This window comes from Nostoc sp. C110, from assembly GCF_043099725.1.
GTDB lineage: Bacteria > Cyanobacteriota > Cyanobacteriia > Cyanobacteriales > Nostocaceae > Nostoc > Nostoc muscorum_A.
The window spans coordinates 6,076,971-6,094,153 of the sequence record NZ_CP171148.1 but is presented as its reverse complement, the minus strand read 5'-3'; the positions used below and the strand labels follow the sequence as shown (position 1 = coordinate 6,094,153).

Sequence of the window (17,183 nt, the reverse complement as noted above, 5' to 3'; positions counted from 1 at the left end):
TTTGGATATCGGGAATTGGGCATTGGGCATTAGTTATTATTCTTTCTTCCTCTGCTTCCCCTGCTTCCCCTGCCTCCCCTGCCCCCTCTGCCCCCTCTGCCTCCCCTGCTCCCTCATCCCCTCATCTCTCCATTTCCCTTGGGAGTAGGCACTACATCGGGTAAAGAGCGTTTGAGTAAGTAAAGCCAAGCTAATCCAACTAATCCAAATAAAATTCCTAGACTACTGACTACTTGTGCCATTCGTAATGGCCCCAGCATCAAGCTATCAGTACGGAAACCTTCAATCCATAAGCGTCCTAAGCTGTAGGCTGGCCAGTAAACTAAAAACAGAGTGCCTACCTTTAAACGTGGCTTACCGGATAAAGACCGGAAAAACAACGTTATGAGTAGCGTAAACACCATTAAATCCCATAGAGATTCATACAGAAAGGTGGGATGGAAGTAATCGAAACTAGCATATTCTAAAGGACGATGGTCTGGTGGAATATACAGCTTCCAGGGTAAATCAGTAGGATCGCCAAAAGCTTCAGAATTAAAGAAATTGCCCCAACGTCCGATCGCCTGCCCTAAAATCAGCGAAGGTGCTACTAAATCTGCCAGTTGCCAGAAAGAAACCTGCTTGATTTTGGCAAAGATTAACGCAGCCAAAACGCCACCAATAATTGCTCCATGAATGGCAATACCTCCTTCCCAGATAGCAAAAATTTTTCCTGGAGTTGGGGCATATTTTGACCATTCAAAGAAAACATAATATAGCCGTGCGCCGGGAATTGCCCCAATCAACAACCAAAAAAACAAATCGCCTAGCAACTCAGGATTAACATTACGGCGCTTTGCCAATTCTTGAGAAAGGATTACGCCAATTAAAACTGCTGTGGCAATCAATAAGCCATACCATCGGATACTTAGCGGCCCTAATTTCACCAGAATGGGCCCTGGAGAAGTAAATTGAAACGCCAAGAACAAGGCGGAAAAATCCAGTGCCATAAAAAATTACCTAGACAAGTTCGTTAACTACCCGCGCACTTTGCTAAGTACGGAGTTTTTTACATCTCGAATACTGAAACTACACTTAAAATTCAGCATCCATATTTAGGAGTCTAATTCCTAACGCCTAGTTGAGCATAACTTGTGTCACAAAAACAATTGAGTTTAGCATTCTTGCTCAGAGCGCAAGATGGTAGATTTGAGTAAGTTACACAAAAGAGTTTCGATATAATCACCTAAACAACTTTGATATATCTAAAATTGTGATTGCTATTTATCCTGGTAGCTTCGACCCCATCACTTTGGGACACCTTGACCTCATTCAGCGCGGTAGTCGCCTGTTTGAGCGGGTAATTGTCGCTGTACTGCGGAACCCAAACAAAACGCCACTTTTTAGCGTGCAGCAACGGTTAGAGCAGATCCGTCTTTCTACACAACATCTACCTAATGTAGAAGTAGACAGTTTTGATGGTCTTACCGTAAACTATGCCCAAATGCGACACGCACAAGTTTTGCTTCGGGGTTTACGGGCTGTGTCAGATTTTGAAGTGGAACTGCAAATGGCTCACACCAATAAAACTCTTTCTACCCAAATAGAAACAGTTTTTCTAGCAACCTCAAATGAGTATAGTTTTTTAAGTAGTAGTGTGGTAAGAGAGATTGCAAGGTTTGGCGGCTCTATCGATCATCTCGTTCCCCCACACATTGCCCTAGATATATACCAATGCTACAATCACAACTCTCCAATGTTGAACCCAATCTCAACGGAAGCAATCCCCCCCCTGAAGAATATCTCGGTGGAGAGGGAAGCATAGATATTCAGCAGGAACTCAACCGCCTAGAGGAAATAGTTCTCTCTAGTCTCAGGATTCCTCTGACGGGACGCACTCTCATAGATGAAGAAAAGCTGCTGGAACAGCTTGATTACATCCGGCTTGCTTTACCATCGCTTTTTCAAGAAGCAGCAGCCATCCTTAACCAAAAGGATGAAATTCTGCTAGAAGCGGAAGAGTATGGACAGCAGGTTGTTGATGCCGCGCAAGCAAAAAGAGCGCAAATCTTAGCTGAAAGCGATATTATTCAACAGGCTGAACAAGAAGCTGAACAACTGCGGCGACAAGTGCAACAAGAGTGTGAGGGAATAATGCAAGAAACCCTCGCCGAGATTGAGCGTAAGCGGTATGCTTGTCAGCAAGAGTTAGAGCAAATGAGGCAAACTGCGATCGCTCAGGCTCAAGATATTGAAGATGGTGCCGATCAATATGCTGATGGCATTTTGGGCAATATCGAACAGGATCTCAAAGATATGTTGCGAATTGTCACCAATGGACGACAACAATTGCAAATTGATAACCTCACTCAGCGCAATTCACCTCCCGGTAAAAAAAGATAGAGGTTCTAACAAGAGATGAGGAAAAATTCTAAGTTGGGTTTCGCTATTGCTTAACCCAACAATTTTTGCAATTCTCACAAATCAAATATGATTGCTATATTTATGTTTAAAATTCATCAAAAATGCAATTAATACCTGATTACAGGGTGTAAGTAAAATCTTCTACCAGCATACCGGGAACTAAACTACCTCCTAGTTGGCGACTATCATAAGTGCCTACTTCGGGAATAAATTCTTGAAAATCAGTCAAATCTACTAGGTTTTCTCCCCAGAAGCGATACAGACTTTCATCAAAACGTAAGTTTTCAATGGGAGCAATAATTTCTCCGTTTTCCACCCAAAAACAAGCATAACGGGTCATCCCTGTGATTCTACCAGTTTGGCGATCGCTCCAATTTAAGTAATGCAAATTTGATAGATACAATCCTGTATCCAATCTCGGAAGAATCTGCTCAAATACTAAATTTCCTGAACTGATTTCTGGCGCACGGAGAGTCTCGGAACCATTAGCACCATTGGCAGTTTTTTGATATTCCTTAGCAGTGCGAGAATTAACCAGAGTGTTTACCAAAAGTCCTTTTTCTATTACAGGTAACTCCGGTGCTGCCATTTCTCCCAATTCATTAAATCGGGGTACTAATCCGCGCTGAAAGTTTTCTTTCAAACTAAATGCTGGCGAAAGTTGTTTTTCTTGACGCGATAAAGCAGCTAAAGCACTATTTCCTTGTTGGATATCAGCTTCGCTGATAGCTCCCCAAGAAAGCATGACTAATAAATCTGCAACAGCAGCAGGTGCAAAATAAGTTTTGTATTGTCCTCGTGGCAGTTCTTTACATGGACGAGCAAGCAATTCGAGTTGTTTTTTAGCTTCGCTAATTTTGGCTATATAAGCAGATTTATTCCAATCACTTCCGGCAAATGTGCCCTTAACAGCTTGTCCAGAGGCGGAAAATAGAGAATAATCTAAGGTGAAAGAATCAGTTGCAAACCAGTGTTTTTGACCACTGGAATCACCATAACCTTTAATTACTATTCCTCCAGCATATATACCAGTAAAATCTAATTCATTAACTTGTTCTAATACACTTGATACTACTGCTTCTTCTGCCAACAAATTACCAGAATGTACTTCACGACTGGTATTAGTTCCTGATGGTAAAACTAGATATGGATCGATGGGTAATAGAATCAGTTCGTCGCGTAATTCCTGCAAAGCAGAATATGCTAATTGCCAGTCTAGCTCCCAATTTCCAGTAAAGGGAAACTGCCTAACACTACTGCGTTGCTCTGCCATCAGAGTCAGTTCGATCCACCCATCAGCGACACAACCAGTTTGTCGCACTTTCGCATGATTGAAACGAGTGAATTGACTTCTTTCACTACTGAGTTTGACGGTGAATTGTTCATTTTCTGCTTTTTTTATAAGCAGAGTTTCAACCAGTCGATTAAAGCTGACTTCTAACGCAGATAATTCCTCAATTTTCATGGATATTAAATATTAATAGGGAATAAGCCGGGGAAAGTTAGGAGTTGAAGAGTTTTTGACCTCAAAACTCCTAAGTAGCTAGGCGTAAATAAATTAAAGCTTGTAGTAAGGAATTTAGTCCTCATCATAATTGTTCTGAGCGATAAATCGCTCACTACGAACTAGAATTTTATTTTATATTTAATTATGCCTAACTACTTAAGTACCAACTATTCACTCCTAACTATTAACTTTTTCAACTTCCTCCACCAAAAACTTCGACATTTGCAAATACACAAACAGGGGAACCATGTCCTACCCAAATGGCCTGATTTGGTTCTCCTTTACCACAATAAGGAGTACCATACATTTGCCAGTTTTCAGCATTTCCTACTTCGATTAAGCTATGCCAAAATTCTGGTGTTGTGGCGCGATAGTTGGGATTGCGGAGGGTTTTAGTGAGTTTACCATTTTCAATTAATTTAGCGTACTCACAACCAAATTGGAATTTGTAACGGCGATCGTCAATTGACCAAGATCGGTTAGATTCCATGTAAACGCCGTGTTCTATGCCGCTAATAATGTCTTCAAAGCTAGCGTTTAGAGGTTCTAAATTCAAGTTACCCATGCGATCGATCGCTGGTCGATTCCATGAAGAAGCACGGGCACAGGCTACTCCTGATACACCTGCTCTAGCTTGACTCTCTAGACTGCCCAAACCCCGTTGAAGTACTCCTTCTTTGACCAAATATTCCCGCGTTGCTACAGCACCAGTATCATCAAAGCCATAGCTAGCAAATTCACCAGCCACGGTGGGATCAAAAGTAATGTTCATCAGAGGCGAACCATATACTAGGTTGCCAAAATCACTTTTATTAACGAAGCTGCCCCCAGCATAGTTACGCTCATCTCCCAAAATTCGGTCAATTTCTAGGGGATGCCCGACACTTTCATGGATTTGCAGCATCATTTGATCTGGAGCTAAAACTAAATTGGTACGGGTAGTTGGGCATTCTTCTGCTGTCAAGAGTTCTACTGCTTGTTCGCCAATTTGCCGCACCCGATGCCATAAGTTTTCTTGTTTTAATAGTTCGAGTCCGCCTTGGTAACAGTTTGCTTGGGAGCCGTTGTTGCTGCGCTGCTGTACAATTGACCCATCTTGGGCGGTGGCTCCGTAATGAGTAGCTATAGATAGAATTTTTTGATAAACTTCTGAACCATTACTGCTAACAAACCAAGACTCTCTCTCAATGGTGCTAGCCCCGGCTATGGTTTGCACAATCTTTTCGTCAACTTTCAGTGTTTGGCAAATACGAACCAGTAAATCGTTGATTTCTCCCGGACTCAAAGCATCAAATGGTTCAAGGAATGGAGATTTATATTCACCAACGACTTTCGGGCGCTCACTTTCACGAAAGGGATGTATCCACCATTCGCTGGCTGCTAGTGCCTGTTTATAGGCTGTTTGGGCAGCAGCTTGTAGTGAAGACAATTCCAGAGAGTTAGTGGCTGCATAACCTAGACAACCGTTGACCAAAACTTCCAGCATGGCTCCAATAGTGAAGGATTTGCCATTTGCCTGGGGTAAGCCGTCACGGACTGAACGGCTTGTAGAAGTCTCCTTTACGGCTCTGATACCGATCCAATCAGCAGGAATGTCGAAACTAGCGATCGCTTTCTTAAGTTCAGACCACATAATTTAAGGAATTGGGAATTGGGAATTGGGAATTGGAAATGGGGAATGGGGAATGGGGAAGAATTAAATTCCTACTTCCCAGTCTCCTTTAATTCCGATGCCAGCGTGTACCATCACGGCTATCAATTAGCGTAATACCTTCTGCTTGGAGTTCGTCACGAATGCGATCGCTTTCGGCAAAATTTTTGCCTTGACGCGCTTCTTGCCTTTGCTGAATTTTCGCTTCAATTTCCGCATCGCTTAAACCATTAATCTTGTCAGGTTCTGCTTCTATCTCGGCTTCTAAACCCAAAACTCCAGCCAATGTGACAAGAGTTTGCCATTGATGCTTTAACTTATCTGGAGATGTTTCGGTTTTCCCTTCATGCACAAGAATATGCCCCTCACGGCGCAATTCTTTGGCTAATTCAAAGAGTACTGTTAATCCACCAGGAAAATTAAAGTCGTTATTCACAATTTCTTGGAAACGCTCAACATCTGAATTTTCGATTGGGGAATTTTCCCCCTCTTCTAGTTCCCAACCTAGTTTTTTGCCGTATTGGTAGCCGAAAAGTAAACCTTCCTTAATGGTGTGCCAACCGTTGGTTGCTGCGGCGATCGCTTCGTCGGTAAAATCTATGGGTGTACGATATTGAGCAGTTAGCACAAATAACCGTACTGCCATCGGGTCAACTCCTCGATCCAGTAAGTCTCTAATAGTGGTAAAGTTGCCCAAAGATTTGGACATTTTTTCACCATCTACCTTCACCATGCCGTTATGCAACCAGTAATGCGCTAAGGGTTTTCCTGTTACAGCCTCAGATTGGGCAATTTCATTTTCGTGGTGAGGAAAAATTAAGTCAGCACCACCAGCATGAATATCGATGGTATCACCCAAGCGATCGCGCACCATTGCCGAGCATTCTATATGCCACCCCGGACGACCTGCGCCCCAAGGTGATTCCCAAGCGGGTTCTCCCGGTTTTGCTGCTTTCCACAAAGCAAAATCAAAGGGGTCTTTCTTTTTCTGATATTCTGGATCTTCTACGTTGACGCGCTCGCTTTTCCCCGCTTGCATATCTTCTAACCTGCGTCCAGAAAGCTTGCCATACTCAGCAAACTGCCGGACTGCATAATAGACATCACCATCAGAGGGGTAAGCAAAACCTTTATTTTCTAATTCATGAATTAACCGTTGAATGCCGTTCATCGTGTGGGTAGCGCGGGGATATTCATCGGCTTCTTTGATTCCTAACCGCGCCATATCCTCAAAATATGCTTTGATAAAGCGATCGGCCACAGCTTCCATTGATGAATTTTCAACACGGGCTCGATTGAGAATCTTGTCATCAATATCAGTAAAATTTTGGATATATCGGACTTCATAACCGATAAACTGGAGGTATCGGCGGATTACATCCCAAACAATGCAAGCTCTAGCATGACCCAAATGGCAGTAGTCGTACACCGTCACGCCGCAGTAATACATCTTAACCTTGCCTGGTTCGACTGTTTCAAACGGTTCTTGACGACGGGTGAGGGTATTGTAGAGTGTTAGGGTCATAACAGAGTAATGCTGAAATAAGGAGATACGTAATAATAGGGTAAAGCAGCTGGGATGACAGTCCAGCATCCCTATGCTAGTGTTTTCTGGACTATCTGCGCTACATTACTATTTTTTGACTATTTGATAACAGCGCTATGCAATCAGCAGTTACACCCGAATCTTCGGCAATGGATACGCCCAAACAAGGAATGCCAGTAACAATTATTACGGGTTTCCTCGGTAGTGGCAAGACGACTTTACTCAATCATATCCTCAACAACCAACAGGGTTTAAAAACCGCTGTTCTTGTGAATGAATTTGGTGAAATTGGCATCGACAACGAGCTAATTGTTTCCACTGGTGAGAACATGGTGGAACTAAATAATGGTTGTATTTGCTGCACTATTAATAATGATTTAGTAGATGCAGTTTACAAAGTTTTAGAACGCCAAGAAAATCTAGATTATCTAGTAGTGGAAACAACTGGATTAGCAGATCCGCTACCAGTAGCTTTAACATTTCTGGGCACAGAATTACGAGATTTAACCCGCTTAGATTCGATTATTACCGTGGTAGACGCGGCGAATTACAGCCTAGATTTATTTAACTCTGAAGCCGCATACAGCCAGATTGCATACGGCGATGTAATTGTGCTGAACAAGGCTGATTTGGTTGATGAAGCCACTTTGAACGAGTTAGAAACAAAAATTAACGAAGTTAAGGAAGGAGCAAGAATTATTCGCTCGACGCGATCGCAAGTGCCACTTCCTTTAATTTTGAGTGTTGGTCTATTTGAGTCTGATAAATATTTTGACACAGTAGTGGATGAACACGATCATCACGATCATGAACATCACGATCATCATGACGATCATGACCACTCAACATGCGGTCACGATCATCACGACCATGACCACGATCATCATCATTCTGACCATTTAGAAAATGATGGTTTTACTTCCATCTCTTTCCAAAGTGACAAGCCTTTTTCTATTAGGAAGTTTCAGTATTTCTTAGATAACCAGCTACCCTCAAATATCTTCCGAGCCAAGGGGATTATGTGGTTTGATGAAAGTCCGAAGCGTCATATTTTCCACCTTTGTGGCAAACGCTTCACTTTGGATGATGATGAATGGCAAGGTAAATTGAAAAATCAGCTAGTGCTGATTGGTCAAAATTTGGATCGTGAGGCTTTAATTAGTCAACTCGAAAACTGTATTTGTCTACCTTCAACCTCTCGCGGTAAAGGGTTTGGGAAATAAAAATTAGGAGTTAAAAGTTTACTACTCGTTCCCAGGTTCCACCTGGGAATGAATTCCCAATAACTTCGCCATCTATTAACTTACTATTGCGTTCGCTCCAGTAAGTTAAATCTCCGTCGTAATATTAAACAGAATTTTCTGGGCATCATGTGCCGAACGTCCTGATCTAAAACCGTAGTTTCTAGCATGAAATTTTGCTTCATGTGCTGGTTCTAAAGCAGATTTTGCGATTGCTTGCCAAAGTTGTAAAAAATTTTTCCCCCAGCTAATGCCGTCCCCCCAAGACATCGGGGGGACTAAGAAGGGTAGCAACAATTTCAAATTCTCACGAATGATTTAGGATTGCTATATAGAGATGAAATTGCGCCTTCATCAACTTTTAGTTTCTACCTTTGAAAGAGTTTAGCCATTCTTGAACTTGTTCGCGGGCAATATCGCGCCCTCCAAGACCAAAGGCTAGGGCAATAGCAACTGCGATCGCACCGAGTAAAAGTCCAAAGGCTAAATTCACAATATCACTGGCAACTCCGATCTGTTGCAGCGCCATTGCAGAGACTAAGGCAATAATGGCAATTCGCGCTACTTGTCCCAAAATCTCTGCCTGACGTTCGCCAGAACTGGTAATGATATTAAAAGCTAGATTTGCCAGGAATAAGCCAATAGCAAATATCACCAATCCCGCCAAAATTCGCCCAAATATAATCACAATACCAGACACTAATGCTGTCAGGGCTGGAATATTCAAGATATTCACCGCCGCCACCGTTGCAAACAGCATGATACCCACTAAGGCAACAATACCTGCAATTTCCGATGGAGTACGGTTTGGGATATGAGCAGTTGTTGGTTCAGTTGAAATTTCGATGCGTCTAGTGGGTGTAGTCAGACCCAAAATAGTGAAAATGTTGTTAAAGCCTAAATTGGTAAGGATACTTGTAACTAAATCCGCCACAAACCGCCCCACAAAATAGGCAACAATTAAAATTGCCACGGCTGTAAAGATGGCAGGGAGAGCGTTGAGAACCTGTTGTAGCATGGCGATCGCCGGCACAGATATCGCATCAATTCGCAAGGCATTAAGCGCTGCGATCGCTACAGGAATCAAAATCAAAACATAGACAATTGTGCCGATAATACTCGATAAAGGTTGCACCCCCGCGCTCGCAGATAATCCCAATCGGCTACCTAAATGGTCGATACCAGTTGTCGCCAACAAGTTCGTCACAATCCGCCGGACTACATTAGCGATGAACCAACCAACTACAGCAATTAAGATCGCCGCTAAAATGTTCGGTAGAATTAGCAGAACTTCTGTAATGAGAGCTTGTACTGGTTGTAAAGCCTGCCTTAGTCCAAGACTATCTAAAACTGGGGCAAGAAACAGTAAAAATATAAACCAATACAGAGCATTAGCAATCGTCTCACTTAGAGACAACTGATTTAGGCTGGGTGCGCTGTCTTCTGATTCTGGATTCAAACGCTCATCCAGATTAAATGCCTGTAATGAGCGCACAGTGATAATCTTGACAATGGTCGCCAAAAACCAGGCGGTTGCCAAAAGGATTCCCGCACCAACCAAATTTGGCAAAAAGCCAATAAGTTGATTGAGAAAATTATTGAGGGGTCGAGAGGCTACTTCCAGATCCAAGGTCTGTAAAACAGCTACCGCCGTCAATAGAATAATGCTCCAAAAGACTAAGCTGGAGATTAATTTCTCCACCTGGGGAACATCTTGACGACCTGTTATCCCTGTGGCAATGCGGTTATCGATGTTTGTGCGCTTGAGGATTCCTTGCGTTACGGCTGCTGCGATCGCTGCAATTAGCCAACCTACTAACAAAATTGCTACTGCCCCCAGGAGACGGGGCGTAAACAGAATTATCTGTTGAACAATACCTTGTACATCAGCGATTCCTTGATTCACTGCTGGTTGTATCGGTTGCAGGCTGGGCGATTGTGCCAAAAATTGCTGCACCTTCATAGCCAAACCAACTTCTATCACCTGGGTTATTCCTTGCCAAGTTGTATTCATGGTTTTCGGGAATTAAGCTTAAGTATTCGCCGCAAACACTGAGTAAGTGTTTTGCCTATCAATTTACCAGTAAACACATACATATACATACATGTATTCAACGGCTTATGTGAGTTGGAGTCTGGAAAGGCGTAAATACGTCAACATAGCTAAACATCTTGGCTCAACTACAGCCTGAAACCCTTGCTATCGGTAGGGCATTTTAATTCACATAAGGCGTATTCATATCAAGAGTAATTTTTGACTGTGTTACCAAATATTTGATTTAATCTACTGGAAATGGCGAATTTTGCGTTACTCTAATTGCAGCAACAGCATCGAAGATGTGGAATGCCTCAAGTTTTAGAACAATCGATTCAAATTAATGCTACAGCTACGGTGGTAGAGCGCTGTATTAGCGATTTAGCTCTCATGCAACGCTGGCTCAACCCTGTCCTCCGTTGCGAACCTGTGGGTGAATCTTGGAGTACTGATGTAGGCAGTGAAAGCCGTTTTATCATTCAAATTCCTCTACTGAAACCTACGTTGAATAGCGTAGTTGTGGAACGACAACCGGGTTTGGTAGTCTGGGAATTTCAGGGATTTTTTCAAGGGCGCGATCGCTGGGAATGTCAACCCACAGAAAAGGGAACGCTCCTACTAAACCGTTTTGAGTTCGATATTCCTAACCCCTTAGTGAGTTGGGGTTTCAATACCTTTGCCGCATCTTGGACAAAAGAAGATATGCAAGCCCAACTCCGCCGCCTGAAACGAGTCGCAGAAAATTTGTAATTGGGCATTGAGCAGAAAAGGCAGAGGAGCAGGGGAGGCAGGGGAGACAAGGGGACAAGGGGACAAGGGGACAAGAGGTAAGAACTTGAAACAAGTCTTTCCCCTTGTCCCCAATTCTCCTTGTCCCCAAGTCCTCTTGCCTATTCCCCATTCCCTAATCCCTGCCCAATTCCGTAAGTAGCCGCCGAATTACGGATGCATCCTGGGCATCAGGAACTTTTGCTAAATAATGTCGTAAATCGTCTACGGCTTGGGGGTAGTTACCAAGTTGATAGGAGATTAAGCCGCGATCGCGCAATTCTAAAGTTACATTAGGAAACAGCAACAAAATTCGTTCAATTGCTGCCAGCGTTTTTTCTAACTCTTGTTGTTTGAGGTAAATAAATTTTATATTTGTGAGCATCCGTGCCAAAAATTGCCGATTACTGACCACGGCTAAAAATTCTGGCTGTAGCGTCACAGGTTGCTGATAAATTTGAGACAGCCGTTCCTCGCAATCTTGAGCAAATATTATTTCACCGCCATTAAAGGCATCCACGAAAATTTCTATATCTGGAATATCTGGGCGGATCAAGAAATGCCCTGGCATTCCCACACCCACCATCGGGAAATCAATCCGTCTGGCAACCTCTAGGTAAACCAAGGCTAAGGTAATAGGAATTCCTAGTCGACGGTCAATTACATCATTGAAAAAACTGTTACGAGGGTCGTAATAGTCAATTTTATTACCAGAAAATTTTAAATCATCGTAGAGATACTGATTAATACTTTGAACTATCCGCAAAGGATATCGTGAGTCTGGTAGGCGTTCTTGAAGCTCCCATGCCATTGTATCAAGGGCGTTGAGATATTCCTCTGGGTCTAGCTTGGGATATTCTTCTAGGGCAATATACAAAGCTGCCTTTGCTAGGTCAATATGCTCGTCAGCCTGCTGAATCTCTTGGTAAAAATATTGTCGCGCTGACGAGAAATTCATAACCTGTTGCCCAGTGGAAGTATGAGAATGAAACCGCACCTACGCTTAACCCAAGCATTGTGCCTTGGCTAAACTGAAAACATTTTTCTGTACCTATTTTTTATATTAAGGATATTCAGAAGATTTGGAAATGTAAGTTCTACCCTAGGCTTCTACCCGGATTTTTCACGCATAGTTTAGGCAGAGGAGTGTGGGGAGTGTGCGGGGTCAGATTTCTTCCCCATCCTCCCACACCCCCCACATTCCTTGATTTCTCACTTGTGAGAAATCCAGTTTCTAGCTGTCGGCGTTCTCAGTATAGATTCTGTCTGAAAGTGCAAACAACAACCCAAAGCCCCAGCTAAAGCATAAATTTCTAACTAACTCACTTTGAACACTGCCGCGTCTGCACAATCTTGACACTCTAGTTTTAATTTTGAGTCTTCTCCAGTCCCCATGCAAAAACTTACCTTAATTTTGATCCCCAAGCCCCAGTCTTAAGGATCAATTTATGGCGTAGAGTAGGGTCGTTCAGTGCTAATCTGAAAGGTGACATTGCTTAATTTTATGTCTTCTCCGACCTTATCTGAAATATAGCTTCACTCATTAGGCGCAGCATGGTCACAACCGCAGAAAAAACAAACATTGGCTACATTACCCAAATCATTGGCCCAGTTGTAGACGTTAAATTTCCCGGCGGGAAATTGCCACAAATCTACAACGCTTTGAAAATCAAAGGCACCAACGAAGCTGGGCAGGAAATCAACATCACCGTTGAAGTACAGCAACTGCTGGGCGACAACCAGGTGCGGACTGTTGCAATGAGTTCCACCGAAGGCTTAGTGCGCGGTTTTGAAGTCAGCGATACAGGCGCTCCCATTACCGTGCCAGTTGGTAAAGCCACTTTGGGCCGGATTTTCAACGTCCTTGGCGAACCTGTGGATAACAGGGGCCCAGTAAATGCTGAGGCAAGTTTACCCATTCACCGCTCTGCTCCTAAATTCACCGACCTGGAAACCAAACCTTCGGTGTTTGAGACTGGGATTAAAGTTGTTGACCTTCTGACTCCCTATCGACGCGGCGGTAAAATTGGTCTATTCGGCGGTGCTGGTGTTGGTAAGACCGTAATCATGATGGAGTTGATTAACAACATCGCTACCCAGCATGGTGGAGTATCCGTTTTTGCTGGCGTGGGTGAGCGCACCCGTGAAGGTAATGACCTCTACAACGAAATGATTGAGTCTGGGGTAATCAATAACGAGAACCTCAACGAATCAAAAATTGCTCTAGTCTACGGTCAAATGAACGAACCACCCGGAGCTAGAATGCGGGTTGGTCTTTCAGGATTGACAGTAGCAGAGTACTTCCGGGATGTGAACAAGCAGGACGTGCTGCTGTTTATTGATAATATCTTCCGGTTTGTACAAGCAGGTTCGGAAGTATCCGCGCTATTGGGTCGGATGCCTTCTGCGGTAGGATATCAGCCCACATTGGGAACCGACGTAGGTGAACTGCAAGAGCGGATTACCTCGACTACAGAGGGTTCCATTACCTCCATTCAAGCAGTATACGTACCTGCGGATGACCTGACAGACCCCGCACCTGCTACTACCTTCGCCCACTTGGACGGAACCACAGTACTGTCTCGCGGTTTGGCTGCTAAGGGAATTTACCCCGCAGTTGACCCCCTTGGTTCAACTTCCACCATGCTCCAACCAAACATTGTCGGTGAAGAACACTACAATACTGCGCGGGCGGTGCAATCAACTCTGCAACGTTACAAAGAACTCCAAGACATTATCGCCATTCTCGGTTTAGATGAATTGTCTGAAGAAGACCGTCTAATCGTGGCACGGGCGCGGAAAGTTGAGCGCTTCTTGTCTCAGCCATTCTTTGTAGCAGAAGTATTTACCGGTTCTCCTGGTAAGTATGTGAAGTTGGAAGATACCATCAAAGGCTTCCAAAAAATTCTGTCTGGTGAGTTGGATGCTCTGCCAGAACAGGCTTTCTACTTGGTTGGCGATATCAACGAAGCGATCGCTAAAGCTGAAAAAATCAAAGGTTAGTCATTTGTCATTGGTCATTGGTCATTAGTTTAACTGCTAATGACTAATGGCAATTACAAAAGACAAAGGACATAGACGCTCTTTGGGCGGCTTCCCGTAGGGTAGGACGAAGGACGAAGGACAAAAGACAAATGACATTAACCGTTCGGGTAATTTCCCCAGATAAAACAGTCTGGGATGCTCCAGCAGAAGAAGTAGTTTTGCCTAGCACAACTGGTCAACTAGGTATCCTCACTGGACACGCACCACTTTTAACCGCCCTGGATACTGGTGTAATGCGAGTCCGTGCCGCGAAAAATCAGGGTTGGGAAGCGATCGCTCTTTTGGGTGGCTTTGCCGAAGTCGAAGAAAATGAAGTGACAATTCTGGTTAACGGCGCTGAACGTGGCGACAAAATTAACCTTGAAGAAGCTCGTGCTGCTTACAACCAAGCAGAAGCGGGACTCACTCAAGTTTCAGCAGACGATCGCCAAGCCCAAATCAAGGCAAATCAAGCTTTCAAACGCGCCCGCGCTCGGTTTCAAGCTGCTGGCGGTTTGGTCTAATTTAATTTTCTATTTCGACTTTGTAGGTTGGGCAATGTCCAACCTGCAAATTATTTATTAAAAAGAATTCAGGAGTCAGGAGTCAGAATTCAGTATTAATTCTGTATAAATGCTAAACTTTCTCCGTATATGAATCGAGTATTCTGAATCCTGAATTCTGAATTCTGACTCCTCGTTTATTAATTTTTCAAAAAAATTACGTCAAGTTTAAGAAATCGAGGCAAGCTCTGGTGAAGTGTTAACTTAGCTAATTAGTTGCCCAAATGGGCACAAATTATGAAAAGCTTTTCATCTTTGCTTGGTACTCGTAAACAAAATAAGGTAGCTCGTTTTGCGGCCTCTATCGTAGCAACGTTAGCGCTCGCTGGTGGTATCCATTCTGCCAATCCTAATTCTGTTAAAACAACTACTGCAAAAGAAATAACTTCGGCATTAGTCCAGCGAAATCAGACTACACCAAATATTGCTCAGTTACCAATCAGCAGGACTCAATATCAAACTGCTGGAATTGATCCTGTTGTACTAGTTCCCATCCTACTTGTCGGCGGTTTCGTCATATTCGTCCCCCTATTCTTTGGGGGACTTGTAGTCATTGGTGAGCGTGAAGTCGGTATTGTAGTGAGGAAATTTACCCTTTCCGGGCGTGGACTTCCCGCCGGCAGTTTGATTGCCCTCAATGGCGAAGCTGGTTTACAGGCAGATACTTTAGCTCCTGGTTGGCACTGGGGCTATTGGCCTTGGCAATATTCTGTAAAAAAAGAGTCGGTAATTGTCGTTCCCCAAGGGGAAATCGCTTTGATTGTGGCAGCAGATGGCGCATCCAACCCACCAGAGCGGATTTTGGGGAAAATCGTGGGTTGTGACAACTTCCAAGATGCTCGAAAATTCCTCACCGAAGGTGGAGAAAAAGGGCGGCAAATGGGTTTTCTCACCGCAGGTACATACCGGATTAACACTGCTCTGTTTAAAGTCATCATGGCATCAAATGCCAGCGCTCATGGCATGGCTCCAGAACAGTTGCGGGTGTACAGTCTGGCATCGGACAAAGTTGGCATCGTCACTACCTTAGATGGTTTGCCAATTTCTGCCGGTGAACTCGCAGGCCCCACAATTGACGGACACGACAACTTCCAAAATGGTCAGAAATTTATTAATGGCGGTGGGCGGAGAGGCTTACAAGAGCAAACGTTGCTTTCTGGTTCTTGGAACTTGAACCCTTGGTTTGTTCAGGTTGAACAAGTGCCGATGACGGAAATTCCCATTGGGTATGTGGGTGTGGTAATTTCTTTCGTGGGTAAGGCACATCAAGATGTCAGCGGTGCAGCTTTCACCCACGGTAACTTGGTTAATCAGGGACATAAGGGCGTATGGGTCGAACCGCTATATCCTGGTAAGCACCCGATTAATTCCCGAATCATGAAGATGGAACTAGTGCCAACGACCAACATTGTCTTAAACTGGTCAGGTCGCACCGAACGTCACAGCTATGATGCTCAACTAGCTTCCTTGACAGTGCGATCGCGTGATGGGTTTGCTTTTGATTTAGAAGTAGCGCAAATTATCCATGTGGGTGCTTTAGATGCGCCGAAGGTAATTTCTCGCGTTGGTGCAATGCAAAATCTGGTAGACCATGTATTAGAACCAACTATCGGTAATTATTTCCGCAACTCAGCCCAAAACTGTACTGTACTAGACTTTCTGACCGCTCGAAGTGAGCGACAAACTGAGGCTGCTGAGTATATTAAAACAGCATTGCGGGCTTATGACGTGCAAGCGATCGACACCCTCATTGGTGATATTCAGCCACCAGCGTCGTTAATGCAGACACAGACAGACCGGAAAATTGCCGAAGAAGAACGCAAGACTTATGAAGTCCAGCAGATGGCGCAAACCCAACGGCAGCAACTTGTCCGGGAAACGGCACTGGCTAATATCCAGCAAGAAATGGTGAAATCGGAGCAGAGTGTACATATTGCTGATCTAAAAGCCCAAGCCCAAATCAAAGAGGCAAACGGTGAAGCCGAGGGGACAAAACTCCGGGCAATTGCTGAGGCTGAAGGTATCCGGGCCACAGGTAACGCCAAAGCTGAAACCTACCGCGCTGGTGTGGAAGCTTTGGGGTCACAAGGTTATACAGCAATGCAACTAATGCAGATTATAGGCGATCGCCATGTCCGCTTAATTCCAGATGTCTTAGTTGGTAGTAATGGCAGCAATAACGGCTTAGTGGATGGGCTACTATCCATGATTTTATGGAATCAAACTGGTAAGGGTGAATTGAAACCAACACCTTTGCATCCGCAACCAGTAGTTACCCAAACACAACCAACCACAGATAACGGTCTTCCACCGATAGTTGTGAATTTTCCAGTGGATAAGTAATATCCGGTAGGGTAGCACAGCTTTGCTACCCTACGAAAAACGCAATTTAAAATAGTTATATTTTACTTTGGGTAGGCATCTTGCCTACCCTGTAATTTTGGT

At 43.9% G+C, this 17,183-nt stretch carries 13 protein-coding genes and 1 pseudogene; 7 read left to right on the top strand and 7 right to left on the bottom strand.

Features of this window, described 5'->3' with window-relative positions; translation table 11 throughout:
* Positions 1–113 precede the first annotated feature (113 nt).
* Positions 114–989 carry a prolipoprotein diacylglyceryl transferase gene (lgt, locus tag ACFFRD_RS31185; protein ID WP_392479622.1) on the bottom strand — a complete coding sequence of 292 codons (876 nt, stop codon included), beginning with the start codon at positions 987–989 and terminating at the stop codon, positions 114–116.
* Between the two features lie 263 nt (positions 990–1,252).
* On the opposite strand from lgt, the gene coaD reads away from it, so the two are divergent.
* Complete coding sequence (coaD, locus tag ACFFRD_RS31180; RefSeq protein WP_012410299.1) at positions 1,253–1,804, top strand: pantetheine-phosphate adenylyltransferase; 552 nt, start codon at positions 1,253–1,255, stop codon at positions 1,802–1,804.
* Complete coding sequence (locus tag ACFFRD_RS31175) at positions 1,714–2,382, top strand: DivIVA domain-containing protein (protein WP_179074365.1); 669 nt, start codon at positions 1,714–1,716, stop codon at positions 2,380–2,382. The genes coaD and ACFFRD_RS31175 overlap by 91 nt, the downstream gene beginning before the upstream one ends.
* A gap of 139 nt (positions 2,383–2,521) precedes the next feature.
* Here ACFFRD_RS31175 and ACFFRD_RS31170 read toward each other — a convergent pair whose 3' ends face one another.
* The 3 genes from ACFFRD_RS31170 to cysS all read right to left on the bottom strand — a co-directional run bounded on the left by ACFFRD_RS31170 (position 2,522) and on the right by cysS (position 7,086).
* Entirely contained in the window at positions 2,522–3,868 is a 1,347-nt protein-coding gene (locus ACFFRD_RS31170) for a TldD/PmbA family protein (RefSeq protein ID WP_392479620.1), read from the bottom strand.
* A gap of 235 nt (positions 3,869–4,103) precedes the next feature.
* Complete coding sequence (locus tag ACFFRD_RS31165; RefSeq protein WP_392479618.1) at positions 4,104–5,543, bottom strand: TldD/PmbA family protein; 1,440 nt, start codon at positions 5,541–5,543, stop codon at positions 4,104–4,106.
* A gap of 88 nt (positions 5,544–5,631) precedes the next feature.
* The gene (gene cysS / locus ACFFRD_RS31160) at positions 5,632–7,086 is read right to left on the bottom strand and encodes a cysteine--tRNA ligase (protein WP_392479616.1); all 1,455 of its coding nucleotides are present in this window, start codon (positions 7,084–7,086) and stop codon (positions 5,632–5,634) included.
* A 137-nt stretch (positions 7,087–7,223) separates the two neighbouring features.
* On the opposite strand from cysS, the gene ACFFRD_RS31155 reads away from it, so the two are divergent.
* Complete coding sequence (locus ACFFRD_RS31155) at positions 7,224–8,330, top strand: CobW family GTP-binding protein (RefSeq protein ID WP_392479614.1); 1,107 nt, start codon at positions 7,224–7,226, stop codon at positions 8,328–8,330.
* 126 nt (positions 8,331–8,456) lie between these two features.
* On the opposite strand, the pseudogene ACFFRD_RS31150 reads toward ACFFRD_RS31155, so the two are convergent.
* Both ACFFRD_RS31150 and ACFFRD_RS31145 read right to left on the bottom strand, forming a co-directional pair.
* A pseudogene (locus tag ACFFRD_RS31150) lies at positions 8,457–8,570 on the bottom strand (reverse transcriptase); the annotation flags it as partial.
* Positions 8,571–8,709: 139 nt separating this feature from the next.
* Entirely contained in the window at positions 8,710–10,362 is a 1,653-nt protein-coding gene (locus ACFFRD_RS31145; RefSeq protein ID WP_392479612.1) for a mechanosensitive ion channel, read from the bottom strand.
* Positions 10,363–10,692: 330 nt separating this feature from the next.
* Between ACFFRD_RS31145 and ACFFRD_RS31140 the strand changes: the two genes are divergently transcribed.
* Positions 10,693–11,133, top strand: coding sequence for an SRPBCC family protein (locus tag ACFFRD_RS31140; RefSeq protein WP_174708126.1), 441 nt, complete (start codon positions 10,693–10,695; stop codon positions 11,131–11,133).
* Positions 11,134–11,287: 154 nt separating this feature from the next.
* Here ACFFRD_RS31140 and ACFFRD_RS31135 read toward each other — a convergent pair whose 3' ends face one another.
* The gene (locus ACFFRD_RS31135) at positions 11,288–12,109 is read right to left on the bottom strand and encodes a SirB1 family protein (RefSeq protein WP_392479611.1); all 822 of its coding nucleotides are present in this window, start codon (positions 12,107–12,109) and stop codon (positions 11,288–11,290) included.
* Positions 12,110–12,705: 596 nt separating this feature from the next.
* Between ACFFRD_RS31135 and atpD the strand changes: the two genes are divergently transcribed.
* The 3 genes from atpD to ACFFRD_RS31120 all read left to right on the top strand — a co-directional run bounded on the left by atpD (position 12,706) and on the right by ACFFRD_RS31120 (position 17,081).
* Positions 12,706–14,154, top strand: coding sequence for a F0F1 ATP synthase subunit beta (gene atpD, locus ACFFRD_RS31130; RefSeq protein WP_114081954.1), 1,449 nt, complete (start codon positions 12,706–12,708; stop codon positions 14,152–14,154).
* Positions 14,155–14,285: 131 nt separating this feature from the next.
* Entirely contained in the window at positions 14,286–14,699 is a 414-nt protein-coding gene (atpC, locus tag ACFFRD_RS31125) for an ATP synthase F1 subunit epsilon (protein ID WP_114081955.1), read from the top strand.
* A gap of 276 nt (positions 14,700–14,975) precedes the next feature.
* The gene (locus ACFFRD_RS31120; protein ID WP_392479609.1) at positions 14,976–17,081 is read left to right on the top strand and encodes an SPFH domain-containing protein; all 2,106 of its coding nucleotides are present in this window, start codon (positions 14,976–14,978) and stop codon (positions 17,079–17,081) included.
* The last annotated feature ends 102 nt before the right edge of the window (positions 17,082–17,183 follow it).